The sequence below is a fragment of the Sphingobacterium sp. MYb388 genome, assembly GCF_037479535.1.
Taxonomy (GTDB): Bacteria; Bacteroidota; Bacteroidia; order Sphingobacteriales; family Sphingobacteriaceae; genus Sphingobacterium; species Sphingobacterium anhuiense.
In genome coordinates, this window is sequence record NZ_JBBGYV010000005.1 from 42,945 (window position 1) to 66,387 (window position 23,443).

The following is a 23,443-nucleotide window of genomic DNA, read 5'->3' on the forward strand; positions in this document are numbered from 1 at the left end:
ATACGATGTTAAGTAATGATATTATTATCATTGTCATAATTTGTGAAGGAGGTTGATTCTATGATTTCAGGTTTTCCCTTTCCATATTCATTGTTGTATACTTTTAATAATACACGAACTGATGAGATGATCAATGGTCCAAAAATAAGCCCCAGCATACCAAAAAGATTTAACCCCAGTAATACGCCAAATACCGTAATCAGTGGCGGTACATCGCCAAGTTTGCGCAATATCGTAAAACGAAGTACATTGTCAATACCACCAATTAATATAAATCCATATAAAGCCAGACCAATGGCATTTCCTGTCGAGCCAATAGCTAACAGATAAATTGCGGTAGGTACGTAAACAGTCATCGTGCCCAAGACCGGGATAATCGTGGAAACGGCCGTTATTATTCCCAGTAGAATAGGGCTGTCAACTCCAAAAATCCAATAGCCAATACCGGCAACAACGCCCTGACATATGCCAAGAATTGGAATACCGATAGCATTTGAACGTACCATCATGCTTATTTCGTTCCAGAGTTCCTTTTTACTTTGTTGCGAAAAAGGAATAGCATGCTGAATCGTAGATTCCATCTCTTTGCTATAATATTGCATAAAATAAAGTACAAATAAAGCGACGATGATATTGACGACAGTTTCCGCGACAGAATTTAAAACATTGGGTATGTATTTTGCTAATTTTTGAAGAGAATTAAGAATTGCGGCATCGGATAAATCTATGTTTTTTAATACAGGCTTATTGTGCATATAGTCTTTTACAGAATCAAATTTAGACAATAGGTCTTTTTGATTAACAATAAGCTGTTCTAACTGGGGAATTAGGTAGTTAATCAATCCCCATAATGGAAACACAATAAAGATCACAGAAAGACTGATCAGGAATATACTTGAAATAGATTTACCCCACTTTTTCTTTTCAGTGAGGGTATGGTAAATATTTCTAAATAATATATAAAGTGTTATTGCTCCTAAAAAGCCCGGTAGATAGTATGATAAATTTGTAAATATTAATATACAGATCAAAAGTATGATCGTAATCAACATGATTTGGTTAATGGAGTTATTGTTTATTTGTTTGTACTTCATGGCTGGATCCTCAGAATAAATAAATACTAAGCATTTTTTAGCTAAACTAAGATAAATTTGTTTTATTTAATTGTATCATAATATAAAACAAATTTATTGATATCTGCGCTACCTTCAAGAATTATTTTATACTTGAAATTGATTAAATAGGACTAAGCAAGTTCCGGAATGAAATAAAAAAATGTTGGACTAAAGTACAGCTAGCGCTATTGAAATCAAATTTCATAAAGCTCAATGGGTAATCCATCGGGATCTTCAAAAAATGTAAATTTTTTATTTGTAAGTTCATCAACCCGGATGGGCTCTACTGAAATATCAGACTGCTGTAATAGTTGGACTTCTGTGGAGATGTCCTGTACCGCAAAAGCAAGATGTCTCAGCCCTACGGCCTCAGGTCTTGAAGGTCGTTTGGGAGGATTTGGAAATGAAAATAGCTCAATGATATAATTGCCATTTAAGGCTAAGTCTAATTTGTACGAGTTTCTGTTTTCACGATACACTTCCTGTATAATGGTAAATCCGAGTAACTCGGTGTAAAACTTTTTGGATTTTTCATAATCGCTACAAATAATAGCAATATGATGTACTTGTTGTAAATTTAATTTCATACCAGATTATTTAGCACGGGCGTATTGATTGGTCCATTCGATGTGATCACCTAAAGTTTCTGCAAAATAGAGTGGAAGATGTGGATTTTTTAGAAAAGCACGCGCTATCATGATGATGTCTGCTTTTTTATCTTGTAAGATTTGTTCAGCGTGCGACGCTTCTTTGATAAGCCCAACAGTTGCTGTGATAAGATCTGTTTCTTTCTTTATTGCCGCAGCAAAAGGTAGTTGGTAATCTTTTGCAGGACTAATTTTTTGATGTGCAACTGCTCCACTAGTAGAAACATCAATTACTTCAACACCTAATTGTTTCAATTCTTGGGCAAGAGTAATAGACTGTTCCAGATCCCAGCCATCAGTAGCCCAGTCTGTCGCAGAAATACGAACCCATAACGATTGTGTTGTAAGTTCATGCTGAACGGCCTCAATGATTTCTTTTAAAAATCGCATTCTGTTGTCTAGAGAACCACCATATTGATCAGTTCTATCATTCGATAGGGGAGATAGAAACTGATGGATTAGATATCCGTGAGCGGCATGAATTTCGATAATATCATAGCCAGCGGTGACAGCTCTTTTCGTAGCTAGCTGAAAATCAGTAATTGTTTTTTTGATATCATCTAAGGTCATGGCACGAGGGGCTATGTCCTTCTCGGGTCTGAATGCCAGAGCAGAAGGTGCAACTGTTTGCCATCCGTTTTCAGCATCCGGTGCAATTTGATAATGATTTTCCCAAGGTTTGCCTGAACTTGCTTTACGTCCAGCATGTGCTAACTGTATGCCAGGTATTGAATTTTGTTCTTTTATGAATGTCGTTATTTCTTTTAATTTTTCGATTTGTTCATCTTTCCAAATCCCTAGATCTCCGGCACTGATTCTTCCTTCGGGCGAAACAGCCGTTGCTTCCTGAATAATGGCGGCGGCGCCTCCCATTGCAAACTGTCCCAAATGAACAAGGTGCCAGTTATTGGCAAAACCATCTACAGCCGAATATTGGCACATCGGAGAAACGACTAGTCTGTTTTTTAAACTTATGTTTTTTAGGCTAAGGCTTGAAAATAGAATGCTCATATAAAATGATTTAATTGAAATAAAAAAGGAGCATGATGCTCCTTTAAATTATATTATGGATTTGTTGACCAAAGCGAAGCAGATTTTAACATCGCTCTTCTTGGTAATTTTAAGTTTGCAATAATCAATTCTGCAAAATCCTCAGGTTGCAATACTGATTCTGGATTTCCATCTGTTAATCCGAGATCTTTGGACATATCCGAAGCAATTGTGCTTGGCATTAGCGTACAAACGCGAATATTATGTTTACGGACCTCCCGCATTAACGAATCCGCCATACCGATTACAGCAAATTTTGATGCACTATAAGCAGAAGTCGTTGCGGCTCCATTCAGCCCTGCGGTAGAAGAAACAAAAATAATGTCACCTTCTTTTTTTTCAATCAACTGTGGAAGTACTACTTTTGTTACGTGGTAACTACCCAATACGTTTGTGTTAATAATATTTGTCCAAGTTTCGGCATCCATATCCACTAAAGATCCAAAGGCTGCAATTCCGGCATTGTTGATGATAATGTCAAACTGACCAAATGAAGCATTCAATTTTGCTATTGCTTCCTGCACAGCTGCTAAATCTGAAACATCAAAAACTTCATAAGTAGCTTGTACGCCTATATCCTGTAATTCCTTTACCGTAGTTTTCAGAAGTTCTTCGTTACGACCTGTGATAGCCACATGAACACCTTCTTTCGCTAGTGCGATAGCAGTTGCTTTTCCTAATCCACGAGCACCACCAGTGACGAGTGCTTTTTTCCCAGCTATATTTTCCATGTTTTAAAATTACTGATTCAAGTCCAGTTTAATGTCAATCAAATTTAATAATTACAAGTTTTCCTCTAAAATATTTGCGATGATCGGATAGGTATTTTGTTTTACCTGCTTCAGACTATGTTTATCTAACCATTCTGCTTTGGTGATATCCTCTTCAGTTTGAGGTATGAGTTTAGGGATTTTATTAACACCCATTTCATACCAATTGGTTTGTTTCAGGATAAAATCACCATTTCTCAAATAATAAGTATGGTATGATGTCTGTATTTTCTTTCCGAGGTAATCTATTTTTATGCCACATTCCTCTTCCACTTCCCTTACAGCAGCTTCTTTCATCTTTTCATGACTTTCTACTTTCCCTTTCGGAAGGTCCCATTTGCCTAATCTAAAGATGAATAAATAGTCGCCATCGCCATTTTTCACTAAGCCTCCGGCCGCTTTTATGATTTTATTCTTTTCCTTTAATTTATGGAAAATCAATTCACAGTCTTTATGAATATATAAAAATGATTTAGGAATGTCATTTTGTTCAGATAATTTAAAAAGTTTTTCAAGTTCAATATCTTGAACATCAATAGTTTGAGGGTTTTTAATACCCGTGGGAACAAAATCTGCCAAAATTAGCACAGATTGGTTCATATAAATTTTATAAATTTGCGACATGAATAATTTAAATGAGGTTGAACAAAAAGTTGCCGAATCCTTATTGCAAATTAAAGCAATAAAATTGCAACCTAAAAACCCTTTTACTTGGGCATCGGGTTGGAAGTCTCCAATTTATTGTGATAATCGTATTACTTTATCGTATCCAGCAATCCGTACGTATATTCGTCAGAAGCTTTCAAAGTTGATTCAAGAAGAATTTGGATCAGTGGATATGATTTCTGGTGTAGCTACTGCAGGTATTCCACAAGGTGTACTAGTTGCTCAAGATTTGGGCTTACCATTTTCTTATGTGAGAAGCAGTGCTAAAGATCACGGTCGTCAAAATATGATTGAAGGTGAGATTGTTAGCGGTCAACGTGTTGTTGTTGTTGAAGATTTAGTTTCAACGGGTAAAAGTAGTTTAATTGCGGTAAAAGCTTTACGTGAGGCAGGATGTAATGTGGTAGGTCTAGTATCTATTTTCACATATGGTCTGGATGAAGCAACAAAGAATTTTGCTGATGCAAAATGTACTTTACATAGTCTTTGTGATTACAATTCACTCATTCAAGTGGCTGCAGAAAATGGTTTTATTTTTGAAGAAGATGTTGAGTTATTAAAAGATTGGAGAAAAAATCCTTCAACCTGGTCACCAATTGTCTAATTTATAAAAAGGAATTTTTATGACAACTATTCAGAACAATGTAACAATTGAAAAGTCGGTTCAGGAGGTTTATGCTTTTTTGAAAGACTTAAATAATCATGAGCAATTGATGCCTGAGAATATTTATAATTGGTCGTCAACTGCCGATGAGGCACGTTTTACAATTCAGAATATGGCTAAGTTGGCCCTGAAAGTAGACGAAAGGATAGAAGATCAAGAAATAAAACTAGTTCCATCTGAAAAGGCTCCTTTTGATGTTACATTAAAATGGACTTTGTCAACAGTTTCGGCTAACGTAACAGTGGCAACATTTACGATTGAAGCTGACTTGAATATGATGATGAAAATGATCGCTTCAGGACCTCTTCAAAAATTAGCTGATTTTCAAGTGAATAAATTGAAAGAGATTTTAGGATAATCTATCCCTATTTTATCCTATAAATTTTCAGTCTATAAAGAAATGTCTTCCAATTTGGAAGACATTTTCATTTTATATATTATGCAAGTCTTTCGTGTACTTTATTCCAATTCACTACATTCCACCAGTTTTTGATGTAATCTGCTCTCTTATTTTGATAATGTAAATAGTAGGCATGTTCCCATACATCTAATGCTAAAACAGGAATACCTCTTTGATCGACCACATCCATTAATGGATTGTCTTGATTAGCGGTTGATGTTATTTTTAGCTTACCTGAATCGTCCAAGATTAACCAGGCCCAGCCTGAACCAAATCTTGAAGTCGCCGCAGCCGCAAACTGTTCTTTAAATTTGTCCATTGATCCAAAAGATGAGATGATCAATTGCATCACTTTTTCAGAAGGACCCGTTTGTTTTCCAGATAGGTTTTCCCAGAAAAAATTATGATTCCAAGCCCCGCCAGCGTTATTGCGTGCTTTAGCAGAATATTTAGAAATATTTGCCAACAACTGCTCTTCAGAAGTTTCAGTAATATTTTCTGCTACTATTGCCTCATTGATAGCTTTAATATATGCAGTATGATGCTTCGTGTAATGGATTTCCATTGTTAAGGCATCAATATTGGGTTCGAGGTCGGAATAAGTATAAGGAAGTTTGATTTGACTAAAAGAAAGAGGAGCGGCTTGATTACGTGCAGGTTCAGCTTGGGCTAAATTAGTTAAAACACTGCCCGATACTGCGACAGCCAAGGTTGCTTTAGCGGTGTTGTGAAGGAAGTTTCTACGTGTTTGCATTCTTTTATTTATTAAGTTAATGGTAGTAATATAACGCGTTTTTTTTGTTTTATTATTCTTTAACACGGGAAATTTTAGAATAGAACGAGAATGTTACTAAACCATGACTTTTACTATTTTTTTAAGATGCTATTGTAGTTGTAATTTTCTTTTAAAATTAATAAAGTTAAAATTAAGTATAAAAAGTGGCGGAGTATTAACTCTTAATCTTTACTTCGTGGACCAAACTTTTTAGGATACGATTTAAACTTCTAGTCGAAATACCGCGGTATGATACAAGCTCTTATTGTGAAATTATAATTGCTTGCTGATGCTGTAAATGCATGAGGATAGCCACATTTATCTTGCACCAGCAAGAGGTCTGACGGGAAATTTGGTTTTGTATATAGCGGTTATGAAAAGGTTGTTATCATACTCTTTGACAACAACCCATTTTAGGATATTATATCTAGCGGCTAACTTTTAACTTATCCAAGAGCAAAAACAATAAAAATCCAACAATTGAAGGAATAACCCACCACAGTTCATATGTCGCCAAAGGAATTGATGCTAATATATTTTCAGCTCCTTTAATATGTATATCAAATCCTGCTAAGAGATAAATTGTAGAAACAAGTGTTGTTCCTGCTAAAGCTCCAATGTAGGGTAGTCTAGATTTAATCAAACGACCAAAGATAAGTACATAGAGTACCAGGGTAATTACAATTGGATAAATGAATGCTAAAAATGGATAAGCAATTTGAATAATATACTCCACTCCGGTTATGGCAAGTACTGCCGAAAAGAGACAGCAAATAATGACAATCCACTCGTAGGTAATTCGATTATTAAACAGCTGACTAAAAAATGTACCTACAGCACAAGTTAAGGCGATTGCAGTAGTTAGGCACGCTAAAGCAATACTGACTGAAATGGCAAGCACCCCATAGCTTCCAAAGATTTTATGCGAAATAAACAGGAGTAACTCTGCCCGTTTTACATCTGGAGATAAAGGATATCCAGATTTTGCCCCTAACAAAACTAAACCACCGTAGATCAATAATAAACAAAATGTTGCTAGGCAACCTGCACTCGTGACGATTCTATTTTTATCTTTAAGTTTTTCATATCCTTTGGCTTTTGCTGCAGCGATAATAATACTGCTAAAAATGACAGAAGCCAACACATCCAATGTTTGATACCCTTCTATGAAACCAAGCTTAAAGGCTTGCAGGGATTCCATCTGATGTGCGATATTCGGTGATAAAGGAAACAAAATTCCCATGATGATCATACCGATCAATAAGATCAAAAGTAACGGTGTCAGAAAATTTCCAATTACATTCACGACTTTGGAAGGGCGGATAGAAAGGATAAAAGTAACCGCAAAAAATAGTATTGAACCCCAGATGGGAGATAAGTTCGGAAATGCAGGCAATAAACCTACTTCAAAAGTAGTCGCGGCTGTTCTCGGAATGGCAATTAGAGGCCCTATACCCAGCATGATGATGATACCCAGGATGGTGGCTATATAAGGATGAGTTCGATTACCTAAATCTTTGAATGATTCACCTGAATTGATGATCGATAAAACGCCTAACAGAGGAAGTAAAATACCTGTAAGCCCAAAACCTATTATTGCCCAGTCCCATTGATCTGCCGCATTTAATCCAATAAAAGGAGGAAGCAGTAAGTTCCCAGCTCCAAAAAACATAGCAAATAAGGCGAATCCTAGTGTCGTAATATCTTTGATTTTTTTCATCAATAGTTAATTATGTTCTTTCAAACAGGTCTGAGCTTCTTATCAACACAAGAGTGTTCATAGGCTGCACGTTGTAGATCTTTGAGATTTAAATAGTATTATCGAACGGCAAATATAATAGGACTTTCCAATTAAACAAGAAATAAGTAACGCTGTTTTTAAATAGCTTATTTATATTGTTGACTAGGGTTCGGAAATAAAATGCAGTATAAGCAATATGGTTGCAGTAGTTTGAATGTCTGTATTGCTGCGTAAAATGATCAGATCTAAGATTTTTTTACCTTCCCTAAGTTATGCTGAAATCAGTTGATTTCAAAAAAGAGACCGAATATCACGGATATATCATACATCTTATTAAAAATAAGAAAGCATCTTGATTTATGTCAAGATGCTTCATGCTATTATAAAAATTGACTTTACAATCTATTTTATAAACTGTTTTATTTTCAATTTGAAGGTTAAATCTCTACCTGCAGGAACAAGTTCATCTGCCTTGAATATGATGACTTCATTAGGGCTTTCAGATAAAGATGTTCCTTTATACAATAATACATACCGATCAGCAGTAGGAGATACAGCATGTGTTGGGGCACCTGCGTATATCATCCATGTTGGACCTGAAACCGGTTGCCCCATGCTTGTAGCATCTAGTCCCAAAGATGTTGCTTCTTTGAAATCAAGTTCTTTTAAGTTCGCGATTTTGATATCTTCAATAGCCTTTCCTTTTAAATCAAAATACCCAAATTTATAAGCTGTTGTACTTGGTTTAAGAGTTGTACCGGAAGTTCCTGAGAAATTTACTAGACTTGTTTCGACAGTTTCAGTAATTTTATCATTTAATAAATCATAAAATACTGTTTTCCCAGAAGCAACAGCAACAGTACCTGTTTTTACTTCTTTTTCTTTGAGGATATTGATATCATGCGATTCCGATTTTAATTGGTATCGTGCATTTCCATCTTTAGCTGTTACTTTATCTGCTTGCATAATGATGACTTCAGTTTGTGCACTACTTGTGATGTCTGCTTTTTTGTAGAATACAATATAACGATCTGCAGTCGGGTATACAGCATGATTATTTTTATAGTCATAAATAATCCAAGTTGGACCGTTTGCCGGTTCTCCTGCAGTGGATGCATCAATGGTTAAAAAATTAGTTTCTTTAACATCCAACTGGTTAAAGTCTGCTGTATTGGTCAATTTAATATCTTTGATACTCGTATTTTTCAAGTCAAAATATCCCATTTGATAGCCTTGGTTTCCCAAATCTAAACGAGACCCGTACATGCCTGAAAGTTTAAAAGTATAAGAGCTTTCTGTCGCATCTTCTTGTTTCTTTAAGTCGTAAAATATGGTTTTACCACTTGGTACAGCAACATTAAGTCCTTCAGTTTTGAAAACTTCTTCTTCTTTTGGATCTTCAACTTTATCTTTTTTACAAGCTGTAAATTGAAAAGAGGTCAGTGCAATAGCACTAACACACAGGATACTTTTTAATTTGTGTGATGATTTCATGATTACACGGATTTAAAATTACGAGATAACTGCTTTTGAATTAAATGTATTGGTAAATGCTTCAAATGTCGCTAATGCAGCATTGATAGCTTCTTGCTCGTCATTTTCGGCAACTTCTGCATTGATTATTGCAGTAAACTCCGCCCATTTTTCCATTGATTGGTCACCATAACCATTAAAAAAGTTAAATCCCGAATTGATACCTCTATGTTGAAGCATTTTGACAATATGTGGTCCGCCCATGATAGATCCCTCTAGTACATAAAGAGCACCGATAGCTTGGTTTTTTGTGCTGATCGTCGGTAACACAACTTCAGGTAAGTTTTCTAAACTACCACCTAGTTCAATGATATCTTTGGCAACATGTGATGCATTTCTGCGTGTGGCATAGTAAGATGCTAAGCTTGCTGGTAATGCCGCTTCAATGTTTCCTTCTGCAGCATTAAAATAAGCATAGAAATATTTCAATACGTCTGCATAATCTAAGTTATTTTCAATAGCCTTCAATTTAAAAATAACATTTTTTTCTAACTCTTGATGGCCATTTTTTGTGGCTTCTTTGATTTTTAAGTTTAACATGATATTTGCTTATTAATTTTATAAATTACTCGTTTTTAAATTTTTTGTTCCATCTTCTTGTATGAAATATCGGAAAGTAAAGTAGGGGGCAGGCCAGTAAAGGTCAGTAATCGGCGTAAAATTGTGAATACCCTGATATACACTGATCATTTGTAGCTTGACATATTTCCCATTACTTAAACGGATGACATAGGTGCGGTCAGGCATGGCCTGTACCAGATGACGCTGTATATTATAATCATACCAGCCTGACGACTCGGCATCCATAATAATACCGAATGCATTTATCTTTGAGTTTTCAAATTCAATATCCTCAGGAGCAGAATCGACCTGGTCATATGGCTTTTTAATCAGTACAACTCGGTGTCTTGATGGATTTCCGTAAGCGGGATTATTTTCCATCGTTCCATCATTTATAAAAATTGTTCCATTGTATTGTCCTGTAAAGGCAAGATCCCAATCTGTTTTTGCAAAGTTCGTTACCGAATCGGTATGATTTTTTAACCAAGTCTGGTTTTGATCTGAAAACCGAAATAGGAAAGTATAAAAGTCTCTTGTTTCTTTGGGGTTTCCGCCACCGACACCAGCTCCGACATAAGCATTTACATCACCAGCAAGATCTTTTATGATCGTACTTTTTCCGTCGGCTAAGATGTCTGGCTCAATGTTGGGTTTAAAACATGAAGTAAACACTGTTGCTATGCAACTATAAAAGAGTATTTTTATGGATAATTTCATCTTTTTACTTTATTAATCTGTAGGATAGGCCAAAGGATACACTTCGACCAATTTGGCCTGGAATTAAATAATTAATATAGTTTCCGAGGTTTTCTCCAGTCACCCGGACAGTTAAAGGAAGTTTGTCAAACTTTTTTTCAATAGTTGCATTATAGAGAATATGCTGATTGACAAATGTGTCAAAACGATCAATAAAATGATTGCCATTTGCATCTGAAAATGCATACTTCCCTCTGTAGTTAGCACGTGCATTTATTGTCAGATTCCAAGGAGCTTGATAAATTGCACCTATGTTGAATTGATGTCTTGATCTGTTTTCTAAGCCCCAGTAGTCTTTTGATGTTGGCGTAAATGTCTCTCCGGTCTTTGGATCTCTTAAGGTATTAAATGGCCAATTCCCTTGTTTTATACTATCAACAACACTCATATCTTTCGCAATCAGGTATTGATAGCCTGCATTGATTGTGATTTTTTCTAATACCCGAGTAGAAAAAGATATGTCAAATCCTTTATTGACTGACTTTGGTAAATTTTGATACGAATAAATCGCCATGTTTTGCATACCTGTAGCAACCTGTATACTATTGATTTGATTTTTAAGCTGATGACGAAATACATTGACTTCTACTGTTGTATTTGTTAACGGCTTCCAGGTCAAACCTGCATTGATTGAGGTGTTGTGCTCGGCTTTTAAGTTACCATCAAGTTGATTGATGATGTAATTGCGACGTTCAGAAATTTGTCCTGCGGCATCCATTTCATCCAGAGTACTGTTTAAAACTTCATTGCCGATAACGTAGTAATTGGCAGCAGGGTTGTAAAACACTTGATAACGGGTCTTGAAGTCAGGAGCTTTAAATCCAGTTCCTATACCTGTTTTCAAAGCAAGCTGAGGCAGTAATTGATAGGTCACACCTAAACTTGGGTTTAATCGCCCTCCGTAATTGTCTGTCTGGTCATAGCGCAATCCTGCAACAACAGTGGTTTTTTCTCCGATTGTTTTATTCGCTTGGGTATATAAAAAGAAGTTCTTCTGATTTTTGTTGTCAAAATTTTCAGCAAGATCCATAGCTTCTATAGCGCCACCTAGTCCCATAGTCACATTTAAGCCTTCTGACTGATAAGCAAATTGTTGTTCCAGACGATGGACCATCTGTGTGAAATTGTCTGAAGCTAAATTGGCATTGTTTTGCTGTGCTGTTACTTTATTATCGGATTGATAATGCGATACGTAATAGGTAGAAAGCGATTTCAAGCGTTCATTCCAACGGCTATCGTAGAACAATGAAGCATTGATGTCAGTCTCTTTTTGTTGATCTAGCGTGCTGAAATCTTGTCCGTAACCACGGTGCATATCGGATTGGCGATAGTTATAACGCCCTGAAGCGCCAATGAAATGCTGATTATCTTTCAATTGATGTCTTACTTTTCCCTGGATGGAAAAAGTTTGGTAGGGTGGGACTGTGGTTCCGCTTGACTGAAATTTTTTGTTTGTATTAAAACCATCCGTACGGTAGTAATTCGTAGAGAGTAAAGCTGTTCCTCTATTTTTATTAAAGGAAGTCTCACCTTCTAAGGTTGCATCCAATACGTTGAAACTTCCATAGTTAATATTTGCATGCATTTGAGGAGTTACTTTACCTAAACGGGTGATGATATTGATCGCTCCTCCCAGTGCATCACTCCCATAAAGACAAGAAGAAGCCCCTTTGATAATCTCTATACGTTCTATATTTGTTACCGAAATACGTGATAAGTCAAAGTTACCGGAACTTCTGCCGAGCATCGGCTGTCCGTCAATAAGGATCATGACGTATTCACTAGAGAATCCCTGCAGCTGCACACCTACAGAACGGTTACCGCCAGCAGTATTGTTAACAATAGCAATACCTGTCTGTTCTTTTAAGACCTCGTCCAAACGTCTACTCCCCATAAGTTCAATTGCCTTCCTGTCGATAATAGTAACCGGCATAGCAGAGTTCTTAGGATCAATTAATGTTGGACGGTTTTGAATCTCTTGCGTAACCAATGCTTCATCTAAAACTTGATTCGATTTATGAAGCTGGAAGCGATGTAGCTGCTTGTCTTTTGCGATCAACTCAATAGAACCAGTTAAGGTTTCATATCCAATTGCACTTAAAGTATAAGTATATGTTCCGGCATATAATTTTTTGACTATGAAATTTCCCCGATTATCTGTTTTTGTCGTAGATCGGTCTGGTTCGATTAAAATACTAACATCTGCCAACGGTTTTTGTAATTCATCCACAATAAGCCCCTGAAATTGCGCATTCTGTTGTGCAAGCACTGAATTGCTTTTCCCGATCAGAAAAAGAAAACTAAATAGCAGGCATAGATAGTGTGTTGTCTTCAAAGTTATTTGTAATAATTCTAAATAATAATGCAAGTATCTCCATAAAATGCCAAAGTTTATTTATGCATTGTGTATTTTGATTTGTGCAAAGCGTATTAATTTTTGTGCAATATGATATTATTTAAATGACATAATGATCCCTGCTGTTTAGTTAATTTATTGTTAACCAGAGTATTTAATTTGTTTATATCTATTCTTGTGTATTAGTGTAAGCGTATTGCAAACAGAACTCTTTATTTGTAATTAGTTTAAATAAGCCCATTTTTGTTCTTCATAAATGAACAAATTATATGAAGAAAATATTAAATAATTTTGCGCTTATCATCATTTTATGGTCTAGCTATACAGTAGCTATAGCACAGGGCAACACGCCAAAAAGAATTGTTTCCTTAAGTGGAAGTTTGACGGAAATTGTTGATGCATTAGGGCTAGGTGCTAATCTAGTGGCTGTTGATGTGACAAGCGATTATCCAAGTTATGTGAAAGAGATTCCTAAAGTGAGCAAAAACAGATCAATTACGGCTGAAGGAATTGCTTCATTTCGTCCAGATATCGTACTAGGTTTTGAAGGAGAGGTCAGTGCGGCTGTATTGGCGCAATTTAAGACCTTGAATATTTCATGTGTTTTGTTTAAACAGGAATTTTCTGAGGCAGGATTAACAGGATTGGTTCGCAAAGTAGGACAATCTTTAAATGTTACTACAAAGGGAAATCAGGTTGCAGATCAATTATCGAAAGATCTAAAGTCGGCAATTGCGAAGGGGAAATCGAGTAAAGCAACTAAAATGATGTTTGTATATGCACGTGGGGCAGGAGCAATGAGTGTATCTGGTTCAGGAACTGCCGTTGATGCGGTAATCAAGTTAGCCGGTGCTCAAAATGTGATGAAAGGTTTTACAGGATACAAAACATATAATACAGAAGCTTTAGTTCAGGCCAATCCGGAAGTTATTTTGTTATTTGATTTTGGGATGTCCAGTTTAGGAGGAAAAGAAGCTATTTTGAAGTTACCAGGTGTTAACTTAACTACAGCAGGTAAAAATAAAAGAGTAATTGCTATGGATGCATCCTTGTTAAATGGTTTCAGTATGCGTTTACCACAGGCGATACAGCAGTTGCACGAAAAATTATTTGGAAAATAGTTGCTGTAATGAAAAATACCTTAATTTACACGCTACTCAGCATATTACTTATTATCGTAGTCATATTTTCATTAGGGATGGGATCGATTTCGGTTTCCTTTTGGGATGTTTGCTCTATACTGTTACATAAGATAGGTCTTAAAGCTTCATCAGGTATTGATGAGCTGACTGTGAATGTCTTGGAGCAAATACGATTACCTAGAATTCTAATGGGAATTGCAGTTGGTGCAGCTTTAGGAATCAGTGGAGCAGCTATCCAAGGTATATTTCGAAATCCATTAGCGGAACCTGGCTTAATGGGAATTTCTTCAGGCGCTTCTTTCTTTGCCGCACTCGTTATCTCTTTCGAAGGCTTGTTACTTCCCATGATTTCTGCAAGCCTGGGTTATTACGTTCTGGCATTTGCAGCGTTTTTAGGAGCAACATTGACAGTGCTTATTGTTTATCGTATATCCATGAACAATGGGAAATCTCATATTGCAACCATGCTTTTAGCAGGTGTTGCTATGAATGCATTTGCAGGAGCCTTAACGGGATTATTGAGTTATTTAGCAACTGAACAACAATTACGTTCCATCACCTTTTGGTCATTGGGCAGTTTAGCGGGAGCATCATGGGAAAATATTAAAGTATTGTATCCCTGTGTCTTTATTTCTTTAGTTATTCTACCTCTTTTTGCGAAACAATTGAATGTTTTTGCTTTAGGAGAATCTCAAGCTGAAATGATGGGCGTCAATACAAGCCGGTTGAAAATTGTTGTTATTTTGTTTTCAACATTGGCAGTAGGAGCAGCTGTTGCATTTTCCGGAGTTATCAGCTTCGTGGGTTTATTAGTACCGCATGCAATCCGGTTGATTGGTGGTGTTGATAATCGTTACGTGCTCGTGGCATCAAGTATTGCCGGAGCATTGGTCCTCACACTTGCTGATCTGCTTTCCCGCTTAATTATTCAGCCATTGGAACTTCCTATTGGGGTTATTACAGCATTATTGGGTACTCCAGTTTTCTTATTTATCCTGATCAGAGACAAGAATAAAATCTAGTTTATGCTACAAGTACAATCACTATCATACGAAATCAAAGGGCGTCCCATTTTAAGGGATATTGATATCTCTATTCAAAAAGGCGAATTTTACGCAATTGTAGGAGCAAATGGAGCCGGAAAAACATCTTTGTTACGTATGTTGGCTTCCGATCTGAAACCTGCAAAGGGAGAAATATTGTTTAAAGGCAAACCACTTCGTTCTTACTCATTGAAAGAACTTGCTTATGCGAGAGCTTTCCTACACCAGTCCAATAGTATGGCTATGGCGTTTACTGTCGAGGAGGTCGTCCGTATGGGACGCTATCATTTGAAAGCATCTCAGGAGCAACACGACGTGGCTATAGCAGAGTGTATGCGTATCTGTGAAGTCGAACATCTGGGCGATAGAAAAATACAGCAACTGTCGGGTGGAGAGCAGCAACGTGTTCATTTTGCAAGGGTATTGGCACAGGTGTGGGACCAGAAAGACGTTTTGTTATTATTAGATGAGCCTGTAGCGAGTATGGATATCCAATTTCAACATCAAACATTAGCCATTGCGAAAGCTTTGACTGCTGTTGGATTTAGTGTTGTTGCCATATTACATGAACTGAATCTTGTTGCACAGTATGCCGATCGTGTATTGATGCTCAAATCGGGTAGGAAATGGTGGGAGGGAGCTCCTATTGAAGTGCTCAAGCCTGAAAATATATATGCTATATTTGGTGTACAAACAAAAGTGAGTACTGATATGGCTACGCTGACACCGTCTGTACAAACCTGTACAGTACATTATTCAGCAGCAAAATTTAATTCAAATTATAAACATGAACTGGCGATGGAATTAAAAGAAAAGTACGAAAATTATAAAAAAGATAATCCTAAGGCAAGGATTTACGACTGTGCAAAAGCACTTAAGGTAAGTGAAGCACAGCTTCTATTGACACAATTGTCAGATGATGTGGTGTTACTTAAGGATGATATTTGGGCTATTTTGCAGGAATTACCGCGCTTAGGGCATGTTATGGCTTTGACACGTAATGATGCATGTGTTCATGAAAGAAAAGGAACGTATCCCACACCTTCCAATGAGGGGCATGTCGTATTATTTCATAATGATGATATTGACCTACGCGTTTTTATTCAGAATTGGGCTTATGCATTTGCTGTAAAAGTTAAAGATCTTTTGAGTATCCAGTTCTTTGATAAAGCGGGATTAGCTGTTCATAAAGTTTATTTGACCAAAGACTCTAATCCGATTGCTGTTTATGAAGAACTTGTAAATTCTTATCGTGCTGCAGACCAGACGTATTTTACAATCAATATTCCCGCAGTTTTAAGCGATATCTCCATTCCAGATACGGAAATTGCTGTCGATAGTTTTCAGTCAGATTGGCTGAATATGAAGGATAGCCATGAATTCTTTGGTATTTTACGTAAATATAGCTTACAGCGGACACAGGCATTACGTCTGGCACCTTCTGGTTTCGCAGAGCAATTGCCATTAGAGCGATTTACAGAAATCTTAAACCAGGCTTCAGAACAGGAAGTTCCTGTCATGGTTTTTGTTAGCAATAAAGGCTGTATTCAGATACATTCGGGATTGATCAAGAAACTTGTAACTATGGAGAATTGGTTTAATGTACTAGATCCACAGTTTAATCTGCATCTTAATATGGATGCGATTGACCAAATATGGCAGGTTAGAAAACCTTCTACGGATGGTGATGTAAACGCATTGGAAGTTTACGACAAGCAGGGAAATCTAATTGTTCAACTTTTTGGGAAACGAAAACCGGGTATTCCTGAATTAGAATCATGGCGTTCGCTATTGCAAGGTCAAAAGGTATAAAAGTAAATTAACGGCTTATTTCTGAAGGGAGTAAGCCGTAATATTTTTTAAATGCATGTGTAAAGCTAGCCTGATGTTTAAAACCCACGATCGTACTCACCTCATACATGTTTTTGTTTTCATTTAAAATCAGACGTTTTGCCTCCTCCATTCGGATACGTGTGATGTAGTTGTAAATGGTAGTACCAAAATGTTGTTTAAAGCCATTGCGAAGTTTAAACTCATTCAATAGTACTAATTTTGATAATTGCTTGTGTGTTGGCGGATTGACAAAATTATTGCGAAGGATCCGCTGTGCCTCTTCCAGTTTTTGAACATCTTCGATCTTTAAAAGATCCGTAAGTTTATCGCTGATGAAACTGAACTGTTCAAACTGAAGCATGATGAGTTCGAGAATGCGCGCATTGACAAATATCTGCTTCAATTCATTTTTATTTGTCGTGGTACGAATACTATCAATGATCCCCTTCATTTCTGTGGTAACAAAAAGATCTTCTTCGACAATGGAGATCACTTTCTTTTCCTTCATCTTCTCTTTGAATTCCAAATGAAGTGGCGTATGTATGCTGATCATATTCTGATAGAGTTCAGGTGTCATGATGACCATAAAATACAGGAAGTCCTGATTGCTCTGAATCGGATGCTCTTCGTAAAGAGAAGGAATGTAACGTATGTTATGTTTACTGAAAGTAAATCCATGCGCAGATTCTGATTTACTGAGGATAAATTGGCTCACGACAGCTTCGCCTTCTATCTCCGAGATAATATCTACAGGAGCTGAAACACGCATATCCGCGCAGAGCACAAACAAGCCTCTGCTCAGGATCTGATAGGTACTGATATTTATCGGGCTTTTATTGATTGCAATATGCTTTTCGGATAAAATGGTATTGATCGAGCTGATCTCAGGAAGCTCTTCCCAAAATAGCCATTCATTATGTTGTTTTATCTTTGCTTTTATAATCATACCTTATTACAAATATACATTATTTGTAATAGATCTAAATTAATTTATTGAAATGAGACCTTTAAATGACGAGCAATTATTCTATTTTAAAAAACAGGTTGATTGAAATGCAAACAGATGTTTATGAATAAGATAATTAGCGTATAGCCGATGAATCTAAGTGTCATATCGGGCAATAAGTTGGTTAATCTACTCTATTTTAATATCTTTTAAATTAAAAAAATGTATATATTTGCCGCCATAGCCGAGAACCATTTTTAGAAATGAACGAACAGTATAAGCCAGGAACCCATCAATTGTTAACACTTCAGGTGAATGATGTTAATCTATTAACCGATATGTCGAATTTTTTAGATTTTACAATACATCAAATAAATGATCATGGTCTGAAAATTGTCGGAATCTCATCTCATGAATTTGACAGTAAAGGTTTCACAGTAGCTATATGTTTGATGGAATCACATATCTGTATCCATACATGGCCTGAGTTTTCACAGCTTACACTAGATATTTATCTATGTAATTATCTCAAGGATAATACGAAGAAAGTACTTGAGCTAGGGGAGGTTTTTAAGCATTATTTTGATGCGTCAGTATTGAATGAAACCATTGTTAATCGATAGTTTATGCTTATCATTTGCTCGAAATGTAATTTTAAACATGGTTTTGATGTTGAAGTGGTTGATTATAAGGGTTTCGTATGTTCTAATTGCGGAAGTTATTATAAAGGTGAAGATCATACAACTTGGGTTTTTGTTAAAGTCTTTCCGAAGCCTGAATATATTTTATGGACTAGCTTAGGGGAACGGATTGGAGAAAAGAAAAACGATTATGTGGTTATTACCAAAATACAACGGGTTAATCTAGATGGCGAGTATAGTAATGAATATGTAGGTCTCAATTCCAAAAACAACGAAATTTATTGGAGTGATGGACCTGATTATGCAGCTATTCTACATTCAGTTGGACTGCCAGAAATAAAATCAGTAAAGGAAGATCGGCTTAAATTACAGACAAGGACCTATATTTTAAAATATCAGGATACTTTAAAGGTAGTGTACGCGGAAGGGTTTGTCTTTGAAGATCTTGATGCAAGATCTCAAGCTAATACTTATATCAATAGTATCAATGAAGATCGTTTCGTATCGCATGAAATAATTGATAACGTGAACGAGTACTATAGTGGAACATATCAAAATCAAGAAGATTATTTTCAAACCTTTGAATATTATAATGAATACCTAAGCCGGAAGAAAAAGACGAGTACGATCCTCAATATATTGACCATTTGTTTTGTTATCTTAATCGGACTAGGATTCTTTTTAATTAACAGGTCTAATATTCAGGAGTATTACTATCAATTTGATCAAAAATTTACTTCCTCAAAATTGAATAATGAGTACATTGGGGAGTCTTTTAGTGTAAATGGCAGTGAACCACAAAAATTAACTTTTCAAGGAATTTCAGATGTTAATGTTCCAAATGTGCATCTTCGGATCAAGTTGATTAATGAACTTACCAACCAAATACAGGAAACAGCACTTTTGCAACATCATTATAATGAAGTTAATCATGCTTGCGGTATTTCGGTGAGTTTTTGCAAAGTAGAGCCCGGCACATATCACATGGTATTTGAAACCTACTCAACTAATAAGAATGTTGCTTCAGTATATCTAAATGAAGACTACAAGATCACTTTTGGAGGTGTAGATTACTGGGGCTTAATTATTACTTATGTTTTGCTCGTATTGTTGGTCTTGTGGATAAGAAATTCATTGTTAGGACTGGGAAAAGATAGCCTTATGTTTGTCAATAAAGAAATTAATTATTTAGCGGTATTGAATTATAAAGGCTTTGGATCCTGGTTCGTGATCTTGTTTGGATTATCTTTAGGCTTACAGTACTATAATAAATATATCAAAACTTGTACAACATCTTATCAAGTAAATACAGTGGAAGATAATACATATACCGGATCTCGGTATCATTATTATCGACCAACATATTCGGATTATGGTTCTAGTCACAAATAAAAATATATAGTCATATGAATTATGAAATCTTTTACAAAGGAATAGCGGCATCTATTGTCTATTCTATAATCGGAATTGTCGTTTTTATATTTGCTTATTGGGTTATAGAGAGGTTAACACCTGAAAAATCATGGCAAGAAATCGTTAAAAACAAAAATATTGCATTAGCGATTGTTTTTGCTGCATTCATTCTAGGCATATCGATTATTATTGCGGCAGCTATTCATGGATAAAAAAAAGAATCTGCCCATATTTCTGCTGATATCTGTTTTCATAATTGCTACATGTGGTCTTATTTATGAACTGGTTGCAGGTGCATTAGCTAGTTATTTGTTAGGAGATTCTGTAAAACAATTTTCATTTATTATTGGGACCTATCTTTTTGCGATGGGCGTGGGTTCGTTTTTTGCTAAGTATATTGTTAAAAATCTTTTAGACCGATTTATAGATATCGAGTTGTTGATTGGAATAATTGGTGGAACTAGTTCTGTTATTTTATTTCTGTTATTTCAACAAGTTGAACATTTCCAGTTGATCTTATATCTTTTTGTTTTTTTAACAGGATGTCTTAGCGGAATGGAAATACCGCTGTTAATGAATATTTTAAAAGATCGTGTCAACTTTAGAGACTTGGTTTCTAATGTCTTCACTTTTGATTATATCGGTGCTCTTATTGCCTCTGTATTATTTCCAATATTACTCATTCCGAAACTTGGGGTAATGGGGACATCATTATTTTTTGGAATTATCAATGTTACTGTTGGCATATTTCTCTCTTTTTATTTGAGTAAACAACTTAAAAATCCAATTATTCTTAAAATAAAGTCACTTGTATGCTTTATTATTTTGATTGGTTTGTTTTTTTACTCTAATGAACTGTTAAAATATTCCGAGAATCAGCTATACAGTACCAATGTTATTTATAAACACTCTACGCCATATCAACGTATTGTACTGACTGAGGCAAAAGGAGAATATCAGCTGTTCTTAAATAATAATCTACAATTCAATACAAAGGACGAATATCGATATCATGAAACGTTGGTCCACCCAGCGATGTCTATTGCTAAAAGTCCAAAGAAAGTACTTGTTTTAGGAGGGGGTGACGGGCTTGCAGTAAGAGAAATTTTAAAATATTCTTCTGTAGAAAAAGTAGTGCTTGTCGATCTGGATGAGGGGATGACAAAATTGTTCCAGACAAATGAACTGTTGAGAAAGCATAATGCTAATGCATTGAACAATTCTCGTGTTGAGGTTATAAATAGGGATGCGTTTCTTTGGGTGAAGGAAGCAAAAGATAAATTTGATGTGATGATTATCGATTTTCCTGATCCATCTAATTATAGTTTGGGAAAACTCTATACAAACAATTTTTACAAAAGCCTATATCCACTCATGGAGCCGCAATGTATCGTTTCTGTTCAAACAACATCTCCATATTTTGCACCAAAATCTTATTGGTGCATTTATGAGACTATCGCATCTGTTTTTCCGAATAATTTGGCCTATCATACTTATGTTCCTTCTTTTGGCGAATGGGGATTTAACCTCTTCTCACCCGATATGAGAGTCAATTTTAATCGCGTAAACCAGCGTGTTCCAAATTTGAAGTATTATAATTATAATCTTCAGAAAATGACCGATTTTCCAGCTGATATGAAAGCTGTAGATGTGGAAATAAATCGTTTAGATAATCAGATTTTAGTACGGTATTTTGATGAGGAGTGGAGTAAAATATAAAGAATCCAGGCGATCATTTGTTAAAAATAGTATTTTACTGACGTTAGGAAGCTATCTTTTATCTTCTTGTAAAAGGAGAATGAATACCATATTTCTAAAATTAACGGGGACAAACCATATTTTAGGACATAAACTACGGTTTCCTGATTTTCCAAATATTAGTGAGACACTGGAGATTCCAGTTTTAATTATAGGGGGTGGGATTGCAGGGCTTACAGCCGGATATACATTAAATAAGCGTGGAGGGAAAGATTTTTTTCTTGTAGAATTAGAGGCTGAGACGGGAGGGAATGCAAAGAGTGGAGAAAATAAGTATTCCAAATATCCACTTGGAGCTCATTATTTACCACTTCCAAATGCTTCTAATGTTGAGTTGATTGATTTTTTATTTGATGTAGGAGTTGTAATTGGCCGAGATGACAATGGCAATCCAATTTTTGACGAAGAGCAATTGTCCTTTGCTCCACAGGAACGTTTATTTATCAAAAATTATTGGCAGGAAGGTATTGTACCGCAATATGGAAGTAGTGATGCTGATCAACAAGAGTTTACAAGGTTTCTGCATAAGATGGAAGAGTTTAAAGCCTTGAAAGATCAAAATGGCCATTATATTTTTAATATTCCAATGTGCTATTCTTCACCCGAAAAATTTGATTTAAGCCTTGATCAAATAACGATGGAAGAGTGGTTACGAAAAGAAGGTTATACTTCGAGCTATCTTCATGAGTATCTTAATTATTGCTGTAGGGATGACTATGGTACTGGAATAAAATATACCGCTGCATTTGCGGTGATTCACTATTTTGCCGCTCGAAAGCACGATTTTAAAAAAGATGAAGATGCTGTACTTACGTGGCAAGAAGGAAATGGTCGATTAGCCAAGTTATTGGCTGAAAGCTTCGAAAATCAAATTCTGAAACAACATATGGTTTACAAAATAACGGTAAATGAAAGTAATGTTGAAGTGTTGCTGTTCGATGCGCAGAGAAAGGTGTCAAAAAAAATAATAGCTGAAAAAGTGATTAATTGCTGTCCGCAATATGTCAACAAGTACCTATTGCCGCAGAGAGGCAAAAATTTTCAACTGCTACAGTATGCTCCCTGGATTGTTGCAACAGTGGTGTTGCATAAATTTCCTTTTGCTGATGGCGCCAATCTTGCCTGGGAAAACATTATTTTTGGAGCAAAGGGATTAGGGTATGTATATGCACAGCACCAGAGTTTAGGCCAATTCACAAGTCCATTTGTGATTTCTTATTATCATAGTTTGGATGGTACGGATTTAAATGAACAAAGGCGTAAACTGTATAATCAAACTGATGAGCAATGGAAGGAGTTTATTATTAAGGATCTTTCAATAGCGCATTTTGGTATTGAAGATGAAATCATTTCTATAGAGATTTTTAGGCATGGCCATGGCATGGTTTCCCCAATTCCGGGTTATTTGTCTTCTGAATATAGAAAACAGCTGACTCTACCAATTGCTAACAAGATTTTCTTTGCTCATTCTGATTTAAGTGGAGTTTCTATTTTTGAAGAAGCTTTTTATCAAGGAAGGGGTGCTGTAGATAATATGCTTGATAGTTGGGAAGCATAATGTTCCACTTTTTTGAAGAATTGTCTATTACAGCTATCTATAGTCTATTGCAATTAATGATTTGATAAAACTCGA

The 23,443-nt window shown here is 35.9% G+C and carries 22 protein-coding genes; 10 read left to right on the plus strand and 12 right to left on the minus strand.

What is annotated here, in order from left to right; all coding sequences use genetic code 11:
- Nucleotides 1-8: 8 nt before the first annotated feature.
- The 5 genes from WH188_RS16560 to WH188_RS16580 all read right to left on the minus strand — a co-directional run bounded on the left by WH188_RS16560 (nt 9) and on the right by WH188_RS16580 (nt 4,182).
- A complete protein-coding gene (locus WH188_RS16560) occupies nt 9-1,094 on the minus strand; it encodes an AI-2E family transporter (protein ID WP_132773075.1) in 1,086 nt (361 codons plus the stop codon).
- Nucleotides 1,095-1,309: 215 nt separating this feature from the next.
- A complete protein-coding gene (gloA2, locus tag WH188_RS16565; protein ID WP_339424419.1) occupies nt 1,310-1,702 on the minus strand; it encodes an SMU1112c/YaeR family gloxylase I-like metalloprotein in 393 nt (130 codons plus the stop codon).
- Nucleotides 1,703-1,708: 6 nt separating this feature from the next.
- The gene (locus tag WH188_RS16570) at nt 1,709-2,773 is read right to left on the minus strand and encodes an NADH:flavin oxidoreductase/NADH oxidase (RefSeq protein ID WP_339424420.1); all 1,065 of its coding nucleotides are present in this window, start codon (nt 2,771-2,773) and stop codon (nt 1,709-1,711) included.
- Between the two features lie 53 nt (nt 2,774-2,826).
- A complete protein-coding gene (locus tag WH188_RS16575) occupies nt 2,827-3,543 on the minus strand; it encodes a 3-ketoacyl-ACP reductase (RefSeq protein ID WP_339424421.1) in 717 nt (238 codons plus the stop codon).
- 51 nt (nt 3,544-3,594) lie between these two features.
- Complete coding sequence (locus tag WH188_RS16580; protein WP_231577778.1) at nt 3,595-4,182, minus strand: NUDIX domain-containing protein; 588 nt, start codon at nt 4,180-4,182, stop codon at nt 3,595-3,597.
- Between the two features lie 22 nt (nt 4,183-4,204).
- Here WH188_RS16580 and pyrE point away from each other — a divergent pair, with 22 nt between their 5' ends.
- A complete protein-coding gene (gene pyrE / locus WH188_RS16585) occupies nt 4,205-4,852 on the plus strand; it encodes an orotate phosphoribosyltransferase (RefSeq protein ID WP_021190349.1) in 648 nt (215 codons plus the stop codon).
- A gap of 19 nt (nt 4,853-4,871) precedes the next feature.
- The gene (locus tag WH188_RS16590; RefSeq protein ID WP_132773065.1) at nt 4,872-5,270 is read left to right on the plus strand and encodes an SRPBCC family protein; all 399 of its coding nucleotides are present in this window, start codon (nt 4,872-4,874) and stop codon (nt 5,268-5,270) included.
- Between the two features lie 79 nt (nt 5,271-5,349).
- On the opposite strand, the gene WH188_RS16595 is transcribed toward WH188_RS16590, so the two are convergent.
- From WH188_RS16595 to WH188_RS16620, 6 genes are all read right to left on the minus strand, one after another.
- The gene (locus tag WH188_RS16595) at nt 5,350-6,066 is read right to left on the minus strand and encodes a superoxide dismutase (protein WP_132842264.1); all 717 of its coding nucleotides are present in this window, start codon (nt 6,064-6,066) and stop codon (nt 5,350-5,352) included.
- Nucleotides 6,067-6,514: 448 nt separating this feature from the next.
- On the minus strand, nt 6,515-7,807 hold the full coding sequence (brnQ, locus tag WH188_RS16600; protein ID WP_339424422.1) for a branched-chain amino acid transport system II carrier protein: 1,293 nt from the start codon (nt 7,805-7,807) through the stop codon (nt 6,515-6,517).
- A 423-nt stretch (nt 7,808-8,230) separates the two neighbouring features.
- The gene (locus WH188_RS16605; RefSeq protein ID WP_339424423.1) at nt 8,231-9,322 is read right to left on the minus strand and encodes a hypothetical protein; all 1,092 of its coding nucleotides are present in this window, start codon (nt 9,320-9,322) and stop codon (nt 8,231-8,233) included.
- An 18-nt stretch (nt 9,323-9,340) separates the two neighbouring features.
- Nucleotides 9,341-9,901: a biliverdin-producing heme oxygenase gene (locus WH188_RS16610; RefSeq protein ID WP_339424424.1), complete on the minus strand. Its 561-nt coding sequence runs from the start codon at nt 9,899-9,901 to the stop codon at nt 9,341-9,343.
- A gap of 18 nt (nt 9,902-9,919) precedes the next feature.
- Entirely contained in the window at nt 9,920-10,639 is a 720-nt protein-coding gene (locus WH188_RS16615; protein ID WP_168126968.1) for an HmuY family protein, read from the minus strand.
- Between the two features lie 4 nt (nt 10,640-10,643).
- Entirely contained in the window at nt 10,644-13,013 is a 2,370-nt protein-coding gene (locus WH188_RS16620; protein ID WP_339424425.1) for a TonB-dependent receptor, read from the minus strand.
- A 290-nt stretch (nt 13,014-13,303) separates the two neighbouring features.
- Between WH188_RS16620 and WH188_RS16625 the strand changes: the two genes are divergently transcribed.
- Genes WH188_RS16625 through WH188_RS16635 form a run of 3 tightly spaced genes read left to right on the plus strand, consistent with a single transcriptional unit; the run spans nt 13,304 to nt 17,031 of the window.
- Complete coding sequence (locus WH188_RS16625) at nt 13,304-14,155, plus strand: heme/hemin ABC transporter substrate-binding protein (RefSeq protein ID WP_339424426.1); 852 nt, start codon at nt 13,304-13,306, stop codon at nt 14,153-14,155.
- 8 nt (nt 14,156-14,163) lie between these two features.
- Nucleotides 14,164-15,198: a FecCD family ABC transporter permease gene (locus WH188_RS16630; protein WP_208698610.1), complete on the plus strand. Its 1,035-nt coding sequence runs from the start codon at nt 14,164-14,166 to the stop codon at nt 15,196-15,198.
- 3 nt (nt 15,199-15,201) lie between these two features.
- The gene (locus tag WH188_RS16635; RefSeq protein ID WP_168126967.1) at nt 15,202-17,031 is read left to right on the plus strand and encodes a heme ABC transporter ATP-binding protein; all 1,830 of its coding nucleotides are present in this window, start codon (nt 15,202-15,204) and stop codon (nt 17,029-17,031) included.
- A 7-nt stretch (nt 17,032-17,038) separates the two neighbouring features.
- On the opposite strand, the gene WH188_RS16640 is transcribed toward WH188_RS16635, so the two are convergent.
- Entirely contained in the window at nt 17,039-17,998 is a 960-nt protein-coding gene (locus WH188_RS16640) for a helix-turn-helix transcriptional regulator (protein ID WP_021189896.1), read from the minus strand.
- Between the two features lie 263 nt (nt 17,999-18,261).
- Between WH188_RS16640 and WH188_RS16645 the strand changes: the two genes are divergently transcribed.
- From WH188_RS16645 to WH188_RS16665, 5 genes are all read left to right on the plus strand, one after another.
- Nucleotides 18,262-18,621: an S-adenosylmethionine decarboxylase family protein gene (locus WH188_RS16645; RefSeq protein ID WP_132842278.1), complete on the plus strand. Its 360-nt coding sequence runs from the start codon at nt 18,262-18,264 to the stop codon at nt 18,619-18,621.
- A 3-nt stretch (nt 18,622-18,624) separates the two neighbouring features.
- Nucleotides 18,625-20,031 (plus strand): hypothetical protein, encoded by a 1,407-nt coding sequence (locus tag WH188_RS16650; RefSeq protein ID WP_168126966.1) that lies wholly within the window; start codon nt 18,625-18,627, stop codon nt 20,029-20,031.
- Nucleotides 20,032-20,045: 14 nt separating this feature from the next.
- Complete coding sequence (locus tag WH188_RS16655; RefSeq protein WP_108160091.1) at nt 20,046-20,264, plus strand: DUF350 domain-containing protein; 219 nt, start codon at nt 20,046-20,048, stop codon at nt 20,262-20,264.
- On the plus strand, nt 20,257-21,771 hold the full coding sequence (locus WH188_RS16660; RefSeq protein WP_132842282.1) for a polyamine aminopropyltransferase: 1,515 nt from the start codon (nt 20,257-20,259) through the stop codon (nt 21,769-21,771). The genes WH188_RS16655 and WH188_RS16660 overlap by 8 nt, the downstream gene beginning before the upstream one ends.
- A 79-nt stretch (nt 21,772-21,850) precedes the next feature.
- The gene (locus WH188_RS16665) at nt 21,851-23,368 is read left to right on the plus strand and encodes an NAD(P)-binding protein (protein ID WP_168126965.1); all 1,518 of its coding nucleotides are present in this window, start codon (nt 21,851-21,853) and stop codon (nt 23,366-23,368) included.
- Nucleotides 23,369-23,443: the final 75 nt, after the last annotated feature.